At 57.9% G+C, this 18,726-nt stretch carries 15 protein-coding genes; 6 read left to right on the top strand and 9 right to left on the bottom strand.

The window, feature by feature from the left end; genetic code table 11:
• Positions 1-46 precede the first annotated feature (46 nt).
• Together AB6729_RS07150 and cyaY are read left to right on the top strand one after the other, a co-directional pair.
• The gene (locus AB6729_RS07150; protein ID WP_371080890.1) at positions 47-520 is read left to right on the top strand and encodes a single-stranded DNA-binding protein; all 474 of its coding nucleotides are present in this window, start codon (positions 47-49) and stop codon (positions 518-520) included.
• Positions 521-605: 85 nt separating this feature from the next.
• Positions 606-932, top strand: coding sequence for an iron donor protein CyaY (cyaY, locus tag AB6729_RS07145; protein WP_371080889.1), 327 nt, complete (start codon positions 606-608; stop codon positions 930-932).
• 165 nt (positions 933-1,097) lie between these two features.
• Here cyaY and pgeF read toward each other — a convergent pair whose 3' ends face one another.
• The 9 genes from pgeF to AB6729_RS07100 all read right to left on the bottom strand — a co-directional run bounded on the left by pgeF (position 1,098) and on the right by AB6729_RS07100 (position 9,084).
• Positions 1,098-2,201, bottom strand: a complete 1,104-nt coding sequence (gene pgeF, locus AB6729_RS07140; protein WP_371080888.1) for a peptidoglycan editing factor PgeF — start codon at positions 2,199-2,201, stop codon at positions 1,098-1,100.
• A 212-nt stretch (positions 2,202-2,413) separates the two neighbouring features.
• Positions 2,414-2,668: a hypothetical protein gene (locus AB6729_RS07135; RefSeq protein ID WP_371080887.1), complete on the bottom strand. Its 255-nt coding sequence runs from the start codon at positions 2,666-2,668 to the stop codon at positions 2,414-2,416.
• Positions 2,665-3,237: a DUF420 domain-containing protein gene (locus AB6729_RS07130; RefSeq protein ID WP_371080886.1), complete on the bottom strand. Its 573-nt coding sequence runs from the start codon at positions 3,235-3,237 to the stop codon at positions 2,665-2,667. Before AB6729_RS07130 ends, AB6729_RS07135 begins: the two co-directional genes overlap by 4 nt.
• A gap of 9 nt (positions 3,238-3,246) precedes the next feature.
• Positions 3,247-4,191, bottom strand: coding sequence for a heme o synthase (gene cyoE / locus AB6729_RS07125; protein WP_371080885.1), 945 nt, complete (start codon positions 4,189-4,191; stop codon positions 3,247-3,249).
• Between the two features lie 455 nt (positions 4,192-4,646).
• On the bottom strand, positions 4,647-5,633 hold the full coding sequence (locus tag AB6729_RS07120; protein ID WP_371080884.1) for an AI-2E family transporter: 987 nt from the start codon (positions 5,631-5,633) through the stop codon (positions 4,647-4,649).
• Positions 5,634-5,837: 204 nt separating this feature from the next.
• Positions 5,838-6,401 (bottom strand): shikimate kinase, encoded by a 564-nt coding sequence (locus tag AB6729_RS07115; RefSeq protein WP_371080883.1) that lies wholly within the window; start codon positions 6,399-6,401, stop codon positions 5,838-5,840.
• Between the two features lie 509 nt (positions 6,402-6,910).
• A complete protein-coding gene (locus tag AB6729_RS07110; protein ID WP_371080882.1) occupies positions 6,911-7,183 on the bottom strand; it encodes a hypothetical protein in 273 nt (90 codons plus the stop codon).
• Positions 7,183-7,839, bottom strand: a complete 657-nt coding sequence (locus AB6729_RS07105; protein ID WP_371080881.1) for an RNA polymerase sigma factor — start codon at positions 7,837-7,839, stop codon at positions 7,183-7,185. Before AB6729_RS07105 ends, AB6729_RS07110 begins: the two co-directional genes overlap by 1 nt.
• A 195-nt stretch (positions 7,840-8,034) precedes the next feature.
• On the bottom strand, positions 8,035-9,084 hold the full coding sequence (locus AB6729_RS07100) for a ThiF family adenylyltransferase (RefSeq protein WP_371080880.1): 1,050 nt from the start codon (positions 9,082-9,084) through the stop codon (positions 8,035-8,037).
• Between the two features lie 212 nt (positions 9,085-9,296).
• Here AB6729_RS07100 and AB6729_RS07095 point away from each other — a divergent pair, with 212 nt between their 5' ends.
• Genes AB6729_RS07095 through AB6729_RS07080 form a run of 4 tightly spaced genes read left to right on the top strand, consistent with a single transcriptional unit; the run spans position 9,297 to position 18,694 of the window.
• Positions 9,297-12,710, top strand: coding sequence for a POTRA domain-containing protein (locus tag AB6729_RS07095; RefSeq protein WP_371080879.1), 3,414 nt, complete (start codon positions 9,297-9,299; stop codon positions 12,708-12,710).
• A complete protein-coding gene (locus AB6729_RS07090) occupies positions 12,710-13,504 on the top strand; it encodes a peptidylprolyl isomerase (protein WP_371080878.1) in 795 nt (264 codons plus the stop codon). The genes AB6729_RS07095 and AB6729_RS07090 overlap by 1 nt, the downstream gene beginning before the upstream one ends.
• Entirely contained in the window at positions 13,504-17,877 is a 4,374-nt protein-coding gene (locus AB6729_RS07085) for a translocation/assembly module TamB domain-containing protein (RefSeq protein ID WP_371080876.1), read from the top strand. Before AB6729_RS07090 ends, AB6729_RS07085 begins: the two co-directional genes overlap by 1 nt.
• Positions 17,878-17,923: 46 nt before the next feature.
• A complete protein-coding gene (locus AB6729_RS07080; RefSeq protein ID WP_371080874.1) occupies positions 17,924-18,694 on the top strand; it encodes a BON domain-containing protein in 771 nt (256 codons plus the stop codon).
• The last annotated feature ends 32 nt before the right edge of the window (positions 18,695-18,726 follow it).

Genomic DNA, 18,726 nt, shown 5'->3' with positions numbered 1-18,726 from the left:
GTTTCCTTTATACTCGGTCGATAGCAAAAGGGAACGGAGCGGTGCAATGGCTAAGGGCGTAAATAAAGTAATTCTGCTGGGCAATGTGGGTAAGGACCCCGAAATCCGGGCGACTCCCAGCGGCATGGTGATTGCGCAACTTACGTTGGCCACTGCCGATCGCCAGAAGGACCAGGCCGGCAACTGGGTGGACAAGACAGAGTGGCACAACCTGGTGGCGTTTGGCCGTACGGCGGAGATTGTCCGCGACTACGTGAAGAAGGGCAAGCAGCTCTACATTGAAGGCAAGCTGCAGACACGTTCGTGGGATGACAAGGAAACGAATCAGAAGAAGTACCGCACGGAGATCATTGTGAACGACCTGTCGCTGCTGGGCGGCGGCGAAGGTGGTGGCGGCGGTCGCAGCAGCGGTGGCGGTTACAGCCAGAGCAGTGGCAGCAATACGGCCAGCTTCGATCAGCGCACGCCACAGAATGACTATGCCAATGAAGGCATCACGGACGACGATATTCCGTTCTAAACGCAGTGAGTCAGTTTGTCAGAAACGGGGCCTTCGGGCTCCGTTTACTGTTTGTGGAAAGTGTTCGTCGTAGACTGATTGCACCATGGTGGATGAACAGACTTTTCGACGTGATTCCGATGCAGCTCTCGAACAGCTCAAGCAGCGCCTGATTGATGGCGAAGACCTGGGCGGCTATGAGACGGAAGAAAACAACGGCGTGCTGAACGTGGTGTTCGATGCACCGAAGGCGAAGTTTGTCTTTACGCCGAACACACCGGTGCGGCAGATCTGGATTTCCGCGTTGTCGACCAGTTTCAAGCTGGATTGGGTGGATGGGAAGTTTGTGTTGCCCAAGACAGGCGAGGACCTGGATGTGCTGACGGAACGGTTGATCCGCGAGCATACGGACGACGATACGTTTGAACTGTAATTCCCTCAGGGGCTAAAGCCCCTTCTTCCTATCGGTTTTACGGCAGGGCTGAAGCCCTGCCCTTCCGAAAGAAGACGACCTATGGTCGTTTGATCACGCTGGAGCGTGATGCCCAGGTGAGCTTCGCGCACCTGGGGCACCCGGTTCCTACCACTTGGGTCTTTCCTACTTCGTCATGCCGATGGAGGCCATCATGCGACCGGTGAAGCCGTCTTCTGCGCGATGGGAGAAGAAGCGGCTGGTGTCTGCTGCAGTGTCTTCTTCCAGTACGCTGATGTTCTTTTCCTGCAGGCCTGCGTCCATGAGTTGACGGCGGTTGGCTTCCCACAGGTTCAGGTGAAGCAGGGGGCCCAGCGGCGAGTGGCCGGGGGCGCGTGCCGTGAGGAAGAGGTTGGGGTACTTCTCGCGGATGGGGCCGAGGTCGTAAACGTCTTTGAAGAGCGTGTCGGAGTAGGCGAACTGCGATGAGAATTCGTAACGGATGTCTTCGCTGACGGAATAGCTTGCAGGGCCGATGGATGGGCCGATGGCCGCGATGAGGTCGGCGGGGTCGCTGCCGTACTGGCGACGCATGGTGCCGATGCCGCGTTCGACGATGCGTGCGAGGGTGCCTCGCCAGCCTGCGTGGAAGGCGCCGATGGCGCGGCGCTTCGGGTCGAAGATGAGGACGGGGACGCAGTCGGCGATCTGCACGGTGAGCAGGACGCCGGGGACGTCGGTGAGCAGAGCGTCGGCCTTGTGGTGCGCGGGGGCGAGGAAGTCGTTCGTTGCTTCCGTCGATGTTGCAATGGTGCGCACGATGGGCGAATGAATCTGGTGCAGCATGCCGAAGCTGTGGAAGCGGTCGGCCTTGATGCTCTTGAGGAAGCGCGTGCGATTGGTGCGGACGTCTTCGGGCTCATCGTGCTTGGTGAAGCCGAGGTTGAGGTCACCGAGGTTCTTGGGGAGGTGTGGACGGTAGACACGGGTCACGCCGCCGGTGCGCGTGGAGAAGCCGTGCACGAGAGCTTCGGCACTCTTCAGGTTGTCGGCGAAGAGGGGCTTGGGATTTTCCTTCGAGGTGACGGCGGCTTTCTTCGCAGCGTCTGCCTTTTTGCCCACAGGGCGGCGTGCGCCTTCGGCCCAGGTGTTGCGGCGCGTGGCGCGGGTGCCGTGTGTGAGGCCGATGGCGCCGAGGATGTCATCGACTGCGGCGATGGCTTCGGGAGATTCGAGGTACTCGGCGGTGGGCTTCTTCGTTGCTGCGGGTTTCTTGCGTGCTGCGGTCACGGTTTGATTTTACCGGGCTAACGTGTGATTCCGGACGAATCGGGTAATTAGACGGTTCTCGAAAGGTCTCGAGATAGAGTTCGTTTCGGAGACTGGTTTGTGACTGGCCGGACGATAGGGCGGGCCTTTGGCCCTCGGCTTTGAAGGTTAGCCTACCCAAGCCTTCGGCCTAGGCTAATATCTCGTCGCGCCTTTGGCGCTTATGACGTGCATCAGTCGGTGCGGTTGCGGTCGCCGAACCATTTGGCGATGCCCAGCAGCAGGAAGAAGGTGCCGGTGGGGATGCAGCCGAGGGCGATGATCAGCATCAGCCAGCCGAAGTTGTTCCTTGGGCCGTGGGCTGACATGCCGCCACTGAGCCATACGCCGAGTGCGCAAAGGATGCCGACGCTTTCAATGATGGTGGAGACGCGGAGGATGGCGCGGGTGTCGGGACGTGTGCGGCCTTTGGTTGCAGGGGTACTCATCCGTGAACGACCGCCTGAATGACAGCGACCAGAACTCCGGTGACCGAAACATAGAGCCAGATCGGGAAGGTCCAGCGCGCCAGTTTACGGTGCTGCGGAAAGCGCTGCGTGAGCGACAGGAAAAACGTGATCAGGATCATGGGCAGTGCTACGACGCTGAGCACGATATGCGACAGCAGCATGGGCCAGTAGGTGTTCCAGAGCAGGCCGGTGTGTGCGATGGGCAGGCGGTATTCGCCGTGCAGCGCGTGGTTCAGGATGTAGCTGACCAGGAACAGCGTGGAGAAAATGAACGCCGTGAACATGGCTGCGCGGTGCTGCCTGATCTTGCGCTGCTTGACGTACACAAAGCCGATGACCAGGGCGATGGCGCTCAGGCCGTTGAAGACGGCGTTCAGTGATGGCAGGAAGAGCAGCTTCGTGTGGTCGGTGTCGGCGGGGGCGTGATAGTAGACCAGCCAGAAGAGGAAGAGGCTTGCCGCGGCGGAGACGCCAAGGATGGCCGCGATGATGGAGGGCGGCGTCTTGAGGCGTTCGGGCTCGGGGATGGTCTGGGAGTTTGCGGTCATGGAGCCTCGTTAAAAGAAGATGCGACCGTGCGCATTGAGCATCATGGCGGCCAGCAGGAGCGGCAGGTAGATGACGCTGATCTTGAGCAGGTCGCGGGCGATCTTGCGGGATTCCGCTGGTGGCAGATCGCGCGTGATGCGAACGAACTTCAGCGTGTACCAGAGATAGGCAAGGCCGAGCACGATGGCCACGATGCCGTAGATCCAGCCAGCAGTGCCGAGATAGACGGGCCACAGGCTTACCGGGATCATTACGACCGCATAGAACAGTGCCTGCGCGGCAGTGGCTACACCACCGGGCTTGGCGACGGCGGTGACGCGGATGCCTGCCTTGGCGTAGTCGACGCGGTAGAGCCAGCCGATGGCTTCAAAGTGGGGGAACTGCCAGACGAAGAGGATGGCGAAGAGCGCGACGGCGGGCCACTCAATGAATCCGCGCGCGGCGGTCCAGCCGATGAGTGGCGGCAATGCACCGGGAAATGCGCCGACGAAGGTGGCGATCATGCTGATGCGCTTCAACGGCGTATAGATGGCAACGTAGCCGATGGCCGTGAGCAGCGTGAGCATGCTGGTGATGAGGTTGGTGGTGACGGCCAGAAATGCCGAGCCGACCACGATGCACAGCATCCCCAGGATGAGGCCGTGCATGTACGAGATACGCTGTGCAGCGAGGGGGCGGCTGGCGGTGCGCGGCATCAGGGCGTCGGTGCGGCGTTCGATGACCTGGTTCAGCGTACCGGAACCTGCGGTGACGACGGCCATACCGATCATGGCTTCGAGGAATTGCAGGTTGAAAGGGCTGATGCCGGAACGCAGGGAGCCGAGGTAGAAGCCTGCCGCCGCTGTGATCATCACCATCAGGGTGACGCGCGGTTTTACCAGTTCCGCGTAGTCGGCGAAGAGGGTGCTGCGACGAGCACTCTGCGTGGCCGATATGGATGCTGCGGTGACCATCTGGGTTCCACTGTTAAGGATATCGCAGTGGTGGCCGCGGATCGTCGCTAATCGGGCAGGATGCGTTTGCGGCGCTTTCGTGCCACATCGTAGTGGCGCGAGGAGAATGCAGGTCCCCTTCGCTTCGCTCGAGGGCATGCTTCGGCTTCACTTCGTTTCGCTCAGGATGACGGTCTTTGACCGTATGAGCTTCGCTGGAGATGAACTTCGACCGTTTGAGTTTCGCTGCTTCGCGCCTTCAGCGCGAATGGAGCGGCTTGGCCGCTCGGCCCAGGTTAGCTTCGCGAACCTGGGGCACCCGGATTTTGGAGCTGGAAAGTTGGAGCGGTTGTGGCGCTGAGGATGTGTTGGGATTCTTCCCCTTCGACAAGCTCAGGGTCAGAATGACGGTCTTCGACCGTTTGAGCTTCACTGGAGGAACTTCGTTCGTATGAAGCTTTGCTGGGTTGGATTCCTTAATCGAGCACGGAGAGGCGATTGGGGTCCTGGTGCTGGACGAGGTATTCGTTGGAGAAGACCACGATGATGGCGGCGGTTGGTACGGCGACCAGAGCGCCGGGGATGCCGCTGATCGCGGTGCCCATGAGCAGGGCAATGAGGACCGTGACCCCCATGAGGTCAACGCTGGACCGCATAATGCGCGGTATCAGGAAGGCATTTTCAAGCTGGATATAGATGAGGTAGGCAAGGATGACGAGTCCGGCCTTGGTGAAGGAGTCGGCCGCGGCAATAAGGGCTATCAGGATGATGGTGACGAGATTGCCCGCGACGGGAATGATGTTGGTCAATCCCATGAGGACGCCCAGCAGGAGAAAGTAGCGGACGTTAAGAATACGGAAGGCGATGATGCTGTAGATCGCCACCAGAAGCATGAGCATGAGCTGGCCGATCAGCCAGCGGGAGACGCGCTCCTCTGCGACGAGCAGTGTGTTGGCCAGCCGCGCACGCGATTTGGGGACGACGAGCGAGAGGAAATAGTCGTAGACCTCCTGCCCTTCGAGGATGAAGTACACGCACAGGATGGTTGTGGTGAGGATGTCGAGCAGATGTTCGGCCCATTGCGGCAAGGAATTGAAGATGTAACCCGCAAAGGTCTCCATGGTGGAGGCAAGGCGATCATTTACGTGGGTGAGGCCGATCTTGTCGGCCATGGGGATGCTCTGCAGGCGCGCCAGCAGAGCGGGCAGGCGTCCGGGTGCGTCGGTCAGGAAATTGCGGAAGTCATTGAGAATCGGCGGCAGACCAAACCAGCAGAGAAGAAACAGGCCGAGCACGATCCCCACCACCAGAGTCACCACGGCGAAGGGTTTGGGCATACTGCGCCCCCGGATCCGAACGCGACCGATCCTCATCACAACCGGATTCAGGACGACGGCCAGCAGGCCTGAAACATACACAATGCCCAGGACGTGGCGGATCTTCCAGAACAGGCCCAACAGCACCAGCAGACCGACGGTGAAGACGATGTGGCGACGCGTTTCGCGGAAATCGCGGGAGGGGAAGCCGGTGTCTGCATTGGCCCTTTGGACGTCGGCGGGTTGTTGCGAGGGCTGAAACTGAGCGCTCAGAGGGGAATCTCCCGGGTGAACAACAAATGTACTGCTTGCAGTGAGATGCAGGGTATCCCTCTGGCGTTGGTGGAAGTTTTACAGTAGCTGTGCGCGGATGGCGGCTACTGTCTGCTCGATGGACAAATTCTCAGTGATGATGCGGTGCGATGAGCAACGGATGTAGTGAGGGATGCGCCGCTGAAAGCGGGCCGCGGCTGCATCCGGGTCCTGCAGATTCGGGCGGACTGCTGCGCCTTCCTGCAATACACAGCGGTCAAAGAGGATGGCGAAGGGCGCATCGAGAAATACGACGGTGGTGTTCGGTGTCTGTTCCAGCAGCAGGCGGTTGGTGATCTCTTCCGGGGCTCCTCCACCGAGGGCGATGACGGTGTTGCGGGTTCCAAGGCTGCGGGCGATGGCGGCGGATTCGCGGCGTCGGAACTCCGCTTCGCCATGCGCTGCGAAGATTTCCTCGATGGTGGTGCCCCCGAGGCGCTCGATCTCGGTGTCGACATCAAGGAAATCCCAGCGGAGATCTGCGGCGAGGAGGCGGCCAACGGTGCTTTTGCCCGCTCCCATGAAGCCGGTGAGGACGATGCGTTCGGTGAGCAGGGTGGCGGGCGGTGGGGTCACGGCGGATTCGACGACGAGCGTTGTCATGATGGTCTCAGGTTTGTGTCTGGTTGTGTTCCGGAAAAGCGAAAGCCGCGACCTTTTGGGTCGCGGCTCAGGAGGATCGAGATTGGTCTTTGGGTGTTCCTAGTGTTTCAAGACCGCAGAATCCGCCGGGGCCGCGCCTGTAAAGCAGTAGCGGTACCAAAAGGAAACGGGCTGGGTAAACTGCGTCATCTCTGGTGAGGAGCATACACCCGGGGCGGAGGATGGGCAAGCGGAAATGAAAGTTGAAAGATCAGTTTCGAGTTATAGAGCGACAGTGGAATGTAACAAGCGGGAGCTTTACGATTTGTGGCTTACCCGAAGCATTTTAGTGCGGGATAGGAATGCAGGTCCCCTTCGCTTCGCTCGAGGGCATGCTTCGGCTTCACTTCGTTTCGCTCAGGATGACGACCTTCCGGTCGTATGAGCTTCGCTGACATACCCGATTCGTTGGCTGAAAGAAAAACGGCGTCCCGGTTGGGCCGCCGCTCTTGTTCGTTTGTGAGATGGATTTACTGAATGCTGTCTTTGGATGTGATCTCCCGCTCAATCTTGCCCCAGAGGTCGGATGATGGACCTTCGCCTTCCGGTTCCAACAGCATTCGTGCGGTTTCTGCGATGTACTCCAAATCGCGGACCAGTTCGGCAGCCTGGGGACAGTCCCGCAGGATTGCCGCGAAACGCGGATCTGCGCTCAGCTTTCCGCCTTCTGCGCGCTCGAACAGATCGGGAAGAGCCTTTTCAAACTCTTCGCAGGTCCAGCGCTTTTCATCATTCTCCGGCATTATTTTGACTCCTGCACCAAGGCGGCTTGTTCGTTCTGCCGCAGAATTTCCCGCAGTTTCAGCCGCGCTTTGTGAAGCTGCGACTTGCTGTTGCCGGTGGAGCATTCGAGCATCCCGGCAATCTCGTTATGTTCATATCCCTCGACGTCGTGCAGCACAAAGACCAGGCGATATCCCGGCGGCAGTGTGGCTACGGCGCGCTCCAGAGCAACCCGGTCGACGGACCCGGAAAGACGCGGGTCGCGCGATCCGAAGTCGCGCTTGGGCGCGTCCTCTTCTGAGGGGTTGATGGTCTCTTCCAGAGAGACGAGTTGAAGACCTTTCTTGCGGAGGTGCATCAGCACCAGGTTCACCGTGAGACGGTGCAGCCAGGTGGAGAATGCGCTTTCGCCGCGGAAAGAGCCGAGTTTGCGGTAGAGGTGCAGGAAAGCCTCCTGCGTCATATCCTCTGCTTCAGAAACATTGCCCAACATGCGCAGGCACAGGGTGTACACACGCCGCTTGTGCATGGCATACAACTTCGAGAAAGCATCCGGGTCACCGTTTTTTGCGCGCTCCAGAGCGTCTGCCTCACCAGCGATGGGGGGATTCCGCTTGAAGTGCCCGGTGACCGGGGTCGTATTGTTTTGTGTCATTCCGTAGCCTTGAACTTCCATTGCAACCCCGGTCTGGCCCACCGATATGGTGAGCCGTCGATCCTTGAGAGACCCGCAGGTTTGTACTCCACCATACAGGAGGGACCACTGCCAAAATATGCATTGATTCCGATGCGCACCCTGTAAGGACTGTGTTTCAGGGGAGGAAGGTTGTATGCGCGACCAGGCAAAGTATTGTCGGGTTGCAAACAAAAATTAACTGCCGATGAAGCGTGCGTAGAGCGCGCGTGCCCTTGGTACTTCGCTGGTGCCCTGGATCACGGTGCGTCCGTCTGCAAAGACACTCAGGGTGTATTCGCCGTGTTGAAAACGCAGCATCATGCTGTTGAACCGTACGCTGCCGAGCGGGCCAAGGCGCTGCGCGAGCAAGGCGAAGTCCACGGGGCGGTGATGTTCGTGAATCTGCACGGAATTACGGCCGCAGAGGGTGATGTGGGGGCGACCCTCCCCTGCGAGGTGGCGGAAGTTGTGCTGGCCGCAGACATCGCATGTGGGGCGCGGCTTGCCTGCCTGTACCTCAGACCGCTCGCCGGTCCAAAGATCGAATGAGAGCAGTGTGCGGCGCAATGCGGCAGGCTGGCGGGTGAGGAGCTTGAGCGTTTCTGTTACCTGCAACGATGCGGTGAAGTTGACCGCTGTGTTGAGGATGCCTGCGGTATCGCAGGTTTCCACGGTGCCTCCGGGAGGCTCCGGGAAGATGCAGGCGAGGCAGGCGGTGCGGAAATCGCCTGTGGGGACGATGTTCATCGTTGCAGCGTATGAGCCGATGGCGGCAGCGTAAATCCACGGTGTGCCGGTCTGGATGGCGAAGTCGTTGATCAGGTAACGCGTTTCGAAGTTGTCCGTGGCATCGAGGATGACATGCGCATCTGCCAGCAAGGTGGCAGCGTTGGCGGGGGTCAGGTCGGCGATGTGGGCGCGGACCGTTACGTCTGCGTTGATGTCGGCGATGCGGCGGCGCGCGGCTTCGGCTTTGGGAAGGGCGTCGGCTGCGTCGGCTTCTGTGAAGAGCATCTGCCGTTGCAGGTTGGAGGGTTCCACGAAGTCGCGGTCGATGATGGTGAGTGTGCCGACACCGGCACGAGCCAGCAATCCGGCAGAGGCTGCGCCGGTGGCTCCGCAACCGACCAGGACGACATGCGATGCGGCGAGTTTTCTCTGGCCGTCGGCGCCAATCGCAGGGAAGAGGCGCTGGCGCGAATAGCGATCATCTGCCGAGAATATCTCGCTGGAAACCACGGTCACGCTAACGTAACTCCTTGCTGTTTCAGTGTACGAGGTATGAGGTGAGGATGCAGCGAACCCGGTACCGTGAACCTGCATCCAACCGCTCCATATCCGGGCTTTTGGGTGTAAAGCATTTGTTTACGCCTTCATGCCAAGCGCTGCCGCCTGAAAACAGGCATCATGGGAATAGGGCTAAGAGTCTTCTTGGGGGAGCAGGAACGCTGGTGCTGGTGAAGCTGTGGACAGGTGGGATTGCGTTGCGACGGAAGGCATTGTGTACGGCGGGCTTGATGATCCTGTCGGGCACTGCCCTGACAATGTACGCGCAGGCGCCAAGCGGCCAGCCATCCAGCGCCGCCACACCGGGTAATGCACAACAGCAGCCAGCGCCGGCAGCGCCGCAGCCTGTTCCCGGCGGTGGCAAGACGGTGCAGGTAATTCCCGGAAAGAATGCTGGGGGAGATGTAACCAGCGGCGCCAGTACGGCTGCTACTACCGCAGGCGCTGCGGCGCAGGATGCGGCCCAGGATCAAAGTGCACAGGCAGGCAGGGTAGCTGATAATGCCGTTGCGGGTGTGTGGGCGCTGCGTGGCAGGACGCTGCGTTCCATTGCGTTTGAAGGCGTTGAGTTTGGCGAGAATGATCCACTGCCGCAGAAAGACCTGGGGCTGAAGCCGGGGGACATCATTGTTCCCGATAAGATTCGTACGGCGACTCGCAGATTATTTCTTACCGGCTTGTATCGCAACATTGAAGTGCGCAGCGTGGTGAACAGCGACGGCAGCGTGACGCTGCTGTATGTGGGCACGCCGCGCTACTTTGTGGGGCGCGTTCATATCCAGGGCGTGCGTTCCGAACGAGTAACTTCGATGCTGGAATCGGCCTCAGAATTGCAGCCCGGGCTGCCATTTACAAATTCACAGGTGCGCGCAGGCGAAGAAGCGATTCGAAGGACATTGGCGCAGAACGGCTATTACGCTCCGGTGGTCCACTCTGCAACAGAACATCTGCCAGATGGCAAGCAGGTGGATGTCTTTTATCTGATTGATCTGGGTAAGCAGGCGTTGGTTGGGAACGTGATCGTGAATGGCGATCCCGGGCTGACTGTTGACGAGTTCCGCAAACGTAGCAAGTTGCGAGAAAAGAACAAAACCCTATTCGTCTTCAAAACGAAGAACAAAGTGGGGCGCGATACGGTGGGCAATGGATTGTCGCGTTTGCGCAAGTACTACCAGAAGAACGATCGGTTAGAGGCTGCGATTGCCCTGGAAAAAAGTCAGTATGCATCCGATCGTCAGCAGGTGGATTACAGTTTCCGCGCCTACCAGGGGCCACAGGTCAAGGTGACCGTTGACGGGGCGAAGGTGTCGAAGTCGCGACAGAAGAAGCTGTTGCCGATTTATGAAGAGAGCGCAGTCGATAATGATCTGCTGAACGAAGGCGCGCACAACATTCGCGAGTTCCTGCAACGGCAGGGCTATTTCGACGCGGAGGTGACGCCGGATGTACGCGGTGTGCCGGACATGCCGACCTATGCGGACGACGGCACGCCGCTGCCGCCGCCCAGCAACTTGACGGAAACCGTTATGTTCCATGCTGTTCCTGGAAAGAAATACAAGGTAGTTGCCGTGAATGTGAGTGGCAACAAGTATTTCGAGACGGACAACATCAAGGAACGTATGCAGGTGATTAAGGCGGATGCCTATGTGCGCTCCGGACGCTTTTCGCCTGTGTTGCTTTCCAACGACATTGATTCCATTACATCGTTGTACATGGCGAACGGCTTCACGCAGGTGAAGATCACGACGGATGAAAAGAAGGGTGACGAAGATAAGAAGATCGGCACGATCACTGTGAATCTTCATATCGACGAAGGTTTGCAGCAGAAATTCGGCAATGTCACGCTAACCGGCGTGGATGGTGAACGTGCGGAACAGATGAAGGCTCTCATTACCGCGGAGACAAATCAGCCATTAGCACTTGCCAACGTTTCCAATGACCGCGACAACATCCTGCAGGCGTATCTCTCGAAGGGCTTTGACCAGGCGAGGGTGGAGGTGCGGCAGGCAGTACGTAAAGATGATCCAACACGCACAGACGTCACCTATCTGGTTACAGAAGGCGAGCAGGTGAATGTGGATCGCGTGCTGATCTCCGGCGTGCACCATGTGCGGCAGAAGCTGGTGAGTGATCAGTTGCGGTTGAAGCCCGGCGATCCATTGAACGAAAGCGCCATCGTGGAGATGCAGCGTCGTTATTACGATCTTGCAGTGTTTAACGAGGCGAATGTTGCGGTACAGAATCCGGAAGGTCTCGCCGACCGCAAGAATGTGCTGGTGCAGTTGACCGAAGCAAAGCGTTGGGATGTGACATATGGCGCGGGCTTTGAAGCGCAGCTTTCCACGCCGCAACCGAACTGCCGCGCGCAGCAGTCAATTGGCAATACGACATGCTCACCGGAAGGCAAGGCTGGCGCATCATTCCGTGTTTCCGCGGATGTGACACGGATCAATCTATTTGGTACGGATCAGTCGCTGGCATTCCACGTGACGTATGGTTTGCTGGAACGCGTTGCTACTGCCACATGGAACACGCCGAAGTTTCTTGGTCGTCCGAATTTCTCCACGCAGGTGAGCGGTGGTTACTCCAACGTGCAGAATATCTCCACGTTTAAAGCCAGCACGCTGCAGGGGCTGTTCCGCCTGACGCAAAAGGTCCCCAAGGCAGACACATTCATCTATGACTTCACCTATCGTCGTGTGTCTGTGGATCAGAACAGCCTGCAGGTCACGGCAAACCTGATCCCGTTGTTGTCGCAGCCTGTGCGCGTTGGCGGCCCTGCATTTACGTGGTACCACGACACACGTGCGCCTCTGCAACTGGATGCGCAGAAGGGCATGTATCTTTCCTTTACGGACTTCCTGGCAAGCGGTATCTTCGGCTCGCAGACGGACTTTAACAAGGTAGATGTGACTTACTCCACGTATTACACGTGGGGTAAAAAGCGGAAATATACGTTTGCGCGGAATACACGCTTTGGCGTGGAGACCACATCGGGCGCGAATCCCAATGCAGGCATTGAAGGTTGCGAAGGTAATTTGCTGAATACGAATGCGTCGTGCAATTCCGTGCCGCTGCCGGAACGGCTCTATGCAGGTGGCGCGACATCGCATCGTGGCTTTGGTATTAATCAGGCCGGACCGCGCGATTTGACGACGGGCTATCCGGTTGGTGGATCGGCCGTGCTCATTAATACGTTGGAGTTGCGGCTTCCACCGCCGGTGTTGCCGCTGGTGGGGGAGAGTGTTTCGTTTGTGCTCTTCCATGACATGGGCAATGCGTTTCTGCATGTGGGCGATGTGTTTCCGTCCATTGCGCGCTTCCACCAGCCGAATCGCGATACCTGCCGCCAGGTATCGGGCTTTGTGACGGTGGGTACCTGCGACTTTGCTTATTTCTCTCATGCGGTGGGGCTGGGGGCGCGTTACAACACGCCCATAGGACCTATTCGTCTGGATGCGGCTTATAACCTGAATCCACCGATTTATCCCGTGATTGATGACTACACGCAGTCTGTGCCCACGCATCATGTGGGGCAGTCAAGCCACTTCCAGTTCTTCTTCTCGATCGGCCAAAGCTTCTGATGATGCGCGTTTCTCCATTCCGTTTCGAAATCGCGACCTGCCTGCTGGCCGTCGGAATCGCGTCTTCTTCTGCTTTGCTGACAGCTCAAAAGCCTGCGCCGAAATCAGTGGAGGAAGGCAAGCCGCAGACAAAAGAACAGGCACGCGCGGATGAGCATAAGCTGCCAGCTGAACGTGGCAATGTGATTGACCGCATTGTTGCCATCGTGAATGGCGATCTTGTGCTGGAAAGCGATGTAGAGGAAGAAGAGCGCTTTTCGAAACTGTATCCGTACGAGGAAGATGAAACGAAGCCGGCGCGTGAGCAAGCCATTACACGTTTGATTGATCGCACACTTGTCCTGCAGCAGTTGGGAGGGTTTCCTCCGGTTGCCATTTCCGATGACGAAGTGGACAAGGAAGAGGCGGATCTGCGTAAGGATCTTCCCGCATGTGCTCATGCGGATTGCACGAGCGATGCGGGATGGAAGAAGTTTCTGGAGAAGTCCGGATTCACGGAAGAGGAGCTGCATGATCGCCTGAAACTGCGGGCGCAGGTGGTGCACTTTATTGAACAACGCTTCCGTAGCGGTATCCGCATTGGAGATCAGCAGATTGAGGACTACTACAACAACACACTGTTGCCACAGTATGCGAAGCAGAAGGCAACAGCGCCTCCGCTGGATTCCATTCGTGATCGGATTAAAGAGATTCTTTTGCAGGAGCAGGTAAGTGCGCTGCTGGATGCGTGGTTGAAGACATTGCGCGACTCCGGACACGTTCGCATGATGCAACCAAACGAGGAGGCGCCCTGATGACATTGCTGGACGCAAACACTCCTCCGCCCGACGAGAACGCAGCCACGCCGAAGAAATCGCGCGGCTGGCGTATCACCGCATGGATTGTGGGTTCGTTGATGCTGTTCCTGATCCTGCTGGTTGCAGGACTCAGTATCTACACTACGACGGATGACTTTCAGAATCGTGTTCGCGCGCAACTGATCGCCACACTGGAAGATGCCACGGGCGGCAAGGTGGACCTGGCAAAGGTGCAGTTCAGCCTGATGCATCTGGCGGTGGAAGCCGATGGGCTGGTGATTCATGGGCTTGAGGGGCCGGGTGAGGCTCCGTATCTTTCTGCAGATCGCATCCTTGTTCGCATTACATTGAAGAGTCTGTTTTCCCATGCGACGGACTCCAAGGGCGCGATGAAATACATCACGCTTTCACTGTTGCATGTGGATAAGCCGCAGATTCACCTGATCGTGAATAAGGACGGCACCACAAACCAGCCCGTTCCCAAGACGAAGAGCACCAGCAATGAGCCGGTGATGGATACGCTGCTGGACCTGCAGGCCTCGAAGGTGGAACTGGCGAACGGTGTTGCGTTGCTGAATGATCGTGCGATTCCGTTTGATCTGGCAGCGCGCGATCTTGGTGTGAACGTGCGTTACATCAGGCGCACCGATCGCTATGGCATTGATATCAATGTGAGCGACATTCGCACGCGGATGGATCAGATGCCGGAGGCGCAATCACGGCTGAAAGTAAAGGCGGAGATCGGGCGCAAGCTCATCAGCATTCAGCAGCTGAGTTTTGACACGGGTAAAACATCGCATCTGGATGCGACGGCGCGCGTCGAGAACTTTGACAATCCTGTGTGGAATGTCACGGTGAAGGGCAATGTGGAGGTTTCGCAGGTCTCCGTGTTGAGCGGTTTCCCGGGACTTGTGGCGGGTACGGTTGACCTGAATCTCGCGGGACATTCCTGCGCTGTTGCACCGCAGGAGGCGCAGAAGAGGGCACGCTTCTGGCAGCGTCGCAACCCGAATACGAACCCCTCGAATACAAAAACATTGCCACCCGCACCCGAATGCGAAAAGGGATACCTGCTGGTGGGTGATGCGAAGCTGCACTCTGTTGGGTATCGCGATGAGCATGTGATTGTGACCGGCGTGAATGGCAGCGCGTCGCTGAAGGTAACGCCTGCGGAGCTTTTGTTTAACGCAATTGTGCTGAATCTTCCCGGCGGCGGAACGATTGCTGGTGATATGCGCATTCATAACTGGCTGGGAGAGGTGCCGCCGGAGACGCCGGCGCAATCCCCTACGGTTGTGGCAGGGCAGAAGACGGCGAATGCAACCGCGAAGGTAGCGAACGCCAAACCACCTGCGACTGGTCCCCTTGCGATTACGCCGGTGGAACATGCACATGCTTACATTGATGTGAAGCTGGCGGGAATTTCTCTGCGAACGATCAATGAAATTACCGAACCCCGTCACTATTCCGACCTGGGCATTGATACTGCGGTGAATGGTCCTGTGCATGTGGAATGGGGAGGCACGACGAAGGATCTGCCGAGCTCTGTGATTGTGAGCGCTGATTTGAAACTGGCGCCGCAGAATCTTCACCGTCGCGGTGCAACGCAGAACATTCCCTTGAGTGGCATTGTGAAGGCCACCTACCGTGGTTCCAATGAAACCGTTGCGATTCAGCAAGTGGATGCGCACACCCCCGCATCTACCATCCAGGCGACGGGAACGCTGGGTGTGGCGAACGGCGATCCACTCACGAGCCTGAATCTCATCGCCGATTTCCGCGATCTTTCCGAGTTTGATTCTGTGCTGAACACCGTTGGCTTTGAGAGCAATGGCAAGAAGGGAAGCGCTGCGCTCCCTGTGGCATTGCATGGTGACGCGCATTTCCAGGGTGTCGCGTCCGGTCCCATTACCGGATTGGATATCAAGGGACACCTGCAGGCCAATGAACTCACGGCACATCTGGGCAGTGCGGGTGATGTTGCGATTGATTCGCTGATTGCGGACGCGGAATATGCGCCGTCTGGTCTGACCGTAGTGAGTTCGACGATTCATCGCGGCACGGCGGTATTGAATGCTTCGGGAGTGGTGAAGCCGCATCGTGTGGTGAAGCGTCGCGTGGTGTCGTATGAGTTTGACGATGATACGCAGGTGCAGGCGAAGGTGCAGCTTGCTGATGCTCAGATTCATGACGTGCTGGAGATTGCAGGGCAGGGCGCGCTTCCGATTACTGGTGTTGTTGCTGTGAATGCCAATGTGGACGGTACGTTTGGCAATCTCGTAGGCGATGGAACGTTGTCGCTGCGCAATGGCGTGGCGTATGACCAGCCTTACGATTCGGTGACTACAAAGGTTGCGGTGCGTGGGCAGGAGATATCCGCTTCGACGCTGGATGTGAAGGCGCAGGGAGCTGAGGCGACCGGCAACGGCAGCTATAACCTGACGTCGAAGCATGTTCGTGCGCATCTGCAGGCGAACGATGTCCGGTTGTCGAATCTGCTGGGTGTACGCAAAGCGGGAACGCCGGTGGATGGTGTGTTGACCTTTCGCGCTGATGCGGATGGGACGCTGGAAGCGCCTGGATTAAACGCGCATCTGCAACTGGCAAATGCGACGTATCAGAAACAGGCGCTGGGGCAGTTGACCGCGGATGTCAACAGCAGCGGCAACATGATCTATCTGAAGGCACACAGCGATGTGTTGACCGCGAAGCTGGATGCGAATGGTCAGTTGCAGTTGGTGGGTGACTATCCCATGCAGGCACATGCCACCTTCAGCAACCTGGATGTGGCGCCGGTGCTGAAGCTGACAGGGACGTCGTTTGAAGCGAGTTCTTTGATTAACGGCGAGCTGAATGTGAGTGGTCCGGCAAAGAAGCCAGAGTTGTTGAGCGGAACGCTGACCGTGAATCCACTGCAGGTCACTACGCAGGGACTTACGTTTGCTTCAGCGGCTCCGATGCACGCTTCGTTGACGAATGGAACTGTGCGGCTCGACGAGCTTCACGTCACCGGTCCTGAGACGGATGTGCATGCTTCCGGCAGTGTGCAGCTGTTTTCTGCGGATGGTAAGCCGTTGCCTGCTCAGGGAGGTGCGATCAATGCGCAGGCGAATGGCAGCCTGAATGTTGCACTGGCGCATCGTTTGAAGCCGCAGGTGATTGCCTCTGGCATGATCAGCTTTAATGTGACGGCCAGCGGAACCACATCGAAACCGAATCTTGGCGGCAAGATGACGTTCAGCAATACGAACATTGCGTACGACACGATTCCGAATGGGTTGTCGAACATCACTGGAACCGCGACGTTTACGGATGATCGGCTGGTGATGGACAACGTGACTGCGACGAGCGGTGGCGGTCGTATCAAGCTGACAGGCTTCCTGCAATTCCGTGGTGGTTTGTTCGCAGACATGACCGCCACGGCAACGGCTGTCCGTGTGCGTTACTACGGCGTGTCTGCAACGATGAATGCGTCGTTGCGGTTGCAGGGATCGGGCGATGGGGCTTCGCTTTCGGGCAACATTCTCATCACGCGCTTCGGACTTGCGGAGACATTTGACTTTGCTTCTGTCGCAGGTGGCACGGGCGATGTGTCCGCGCCTCCTGATCCGGATTCGCTGCTAAACAAGATCGTTCTGAATGTTCATGTGCAGTCGTCACCGGCGCTGGATTTCCAGAACAGCTATGCGCGTATTGCCGGTACGGTGGACCTGTCGCTGCGCGGTACGGCGGCGGTTCCTGCCGTGCTGGGTAAGGTGATCATCAACGACGGTTCGGCGACATTCTCAGGAACGAAGTATCAGTTGCAGCGTGGTCAGATCTACTTCAATAATCCGATCCGTATCGATCCTTTGATTGACCTGGATGCGACGGCACGCGTGGAGAACTATGACGTAACCATTGGCGTACATGGCACGTCAAAGAACTTCAAGCTGACGTACCGGTCGGAACCACCGTTGTCGCAGGCGGATATCTTCAACCTGCTGGCGCTGGGACGCACGCAGGAAGAAGCGGCCATCAATACACAGCAACTGCAGCAGCAGGGCCAGGACCCGACGACGAATGCGCTGCTGGGCGGTGCATTGAATGCGACGGTTTCCAATCGCGTGAACAAGCTTTTCGGCGGCAGCGGCAAGGTGAAGATTGATCCGGCGTATGTGGGAACGATTGGTGCATCTTCCGCGCGCATTACGGTGGAGCAGCAGGTAACGCGGCAGATCACGGTGACCTTTGCGACCAGCATCAACACGTCCGCACAGCAGTTGATTCAGTTGCAGTACCAACTGAGCGATAACAAAGCCATCGTGGTCACACGTGACGAAAACGGCGTATTCTCCATGGTCTACAAGATTCGCAAGCGGTATCGTTAGAGCAACTTTGCAGGGGAATCCGGGTTTGTTGTCTTTGGTGAACAACATGAAGATCAGAACGAATGCAGGAATGATATTGGCGTTGGCGGTGATGATGACGCCGACGCTGTCGCTGCGTGCCCAGGCGAAGGTGCCGGATGCGCAGATTCAGACTGATGTGCAGAAGTCCCTGGATAACAAGCGTTTCAGCGATGTGCATAGCAGCGTAAAGAATGGCATGGTGACGTTGACCGGCCATGTGGACTTGTACGCCACCAAAGAAGATGCGGAACACAAGATCCATCACAAGAAGGGTGTGGTTGCTGTACAGAACCTGATCCAGGTGCAGGGCGACAGCGAATTGTCTGATGTGCAATTGCGAGACAAGCTGGCAGAAAAGCTGGCATATGACCGTGTAGGGTATGGCACGACAGCGTTCAATAGCTTCACCATTGGTGTGCAGGGTGGCGTGGTGACACTGGGCGGAGTTGCGTATGGTCCTTCGGATAAGGATTCGGCGATTTCGCTGGTGTCGCACTATCCCGGTGTGAAGGATGTGGTGGACGACATTGAGGTGGCGCCGCTTTCGCCGAACGACGATCGTATCCGACTGGCTGCGGCCAGGGCGATCTACGGATTTCCGTCGTTGCAGCGCTATGCCATGGACCCGGCCAAGCCGATCCGCATTACGGTGGTGAATGGTGATATCACGCTGACGGGCGTGGTGGATCGGCAGTCGGATAAGGACGCCGCGGGCATTCGTGCCAACGGTGTGCCGGGAGCCTTCAAGGTGACGAATAACCTGCAGGTGGCGGGTGAACCCATCGGCGAAAAGTAACCCAGTAGATTGCAGCAGGCATGCGGCCATAC

Origin of the sequence: Terriglobus sp. RCC_193, assembly GCF_041355105.1 — a bacterium.
Lineage (GTDB): Bacteria > Acidobacteriota > Terriglobia > Terriglobales > Acidobacteriaceae > Terriglobus.
Note: the sequence above shows the minus strand (reverse complement) of the source record. Positions and strands in the feature narration are given on the sequence as shown.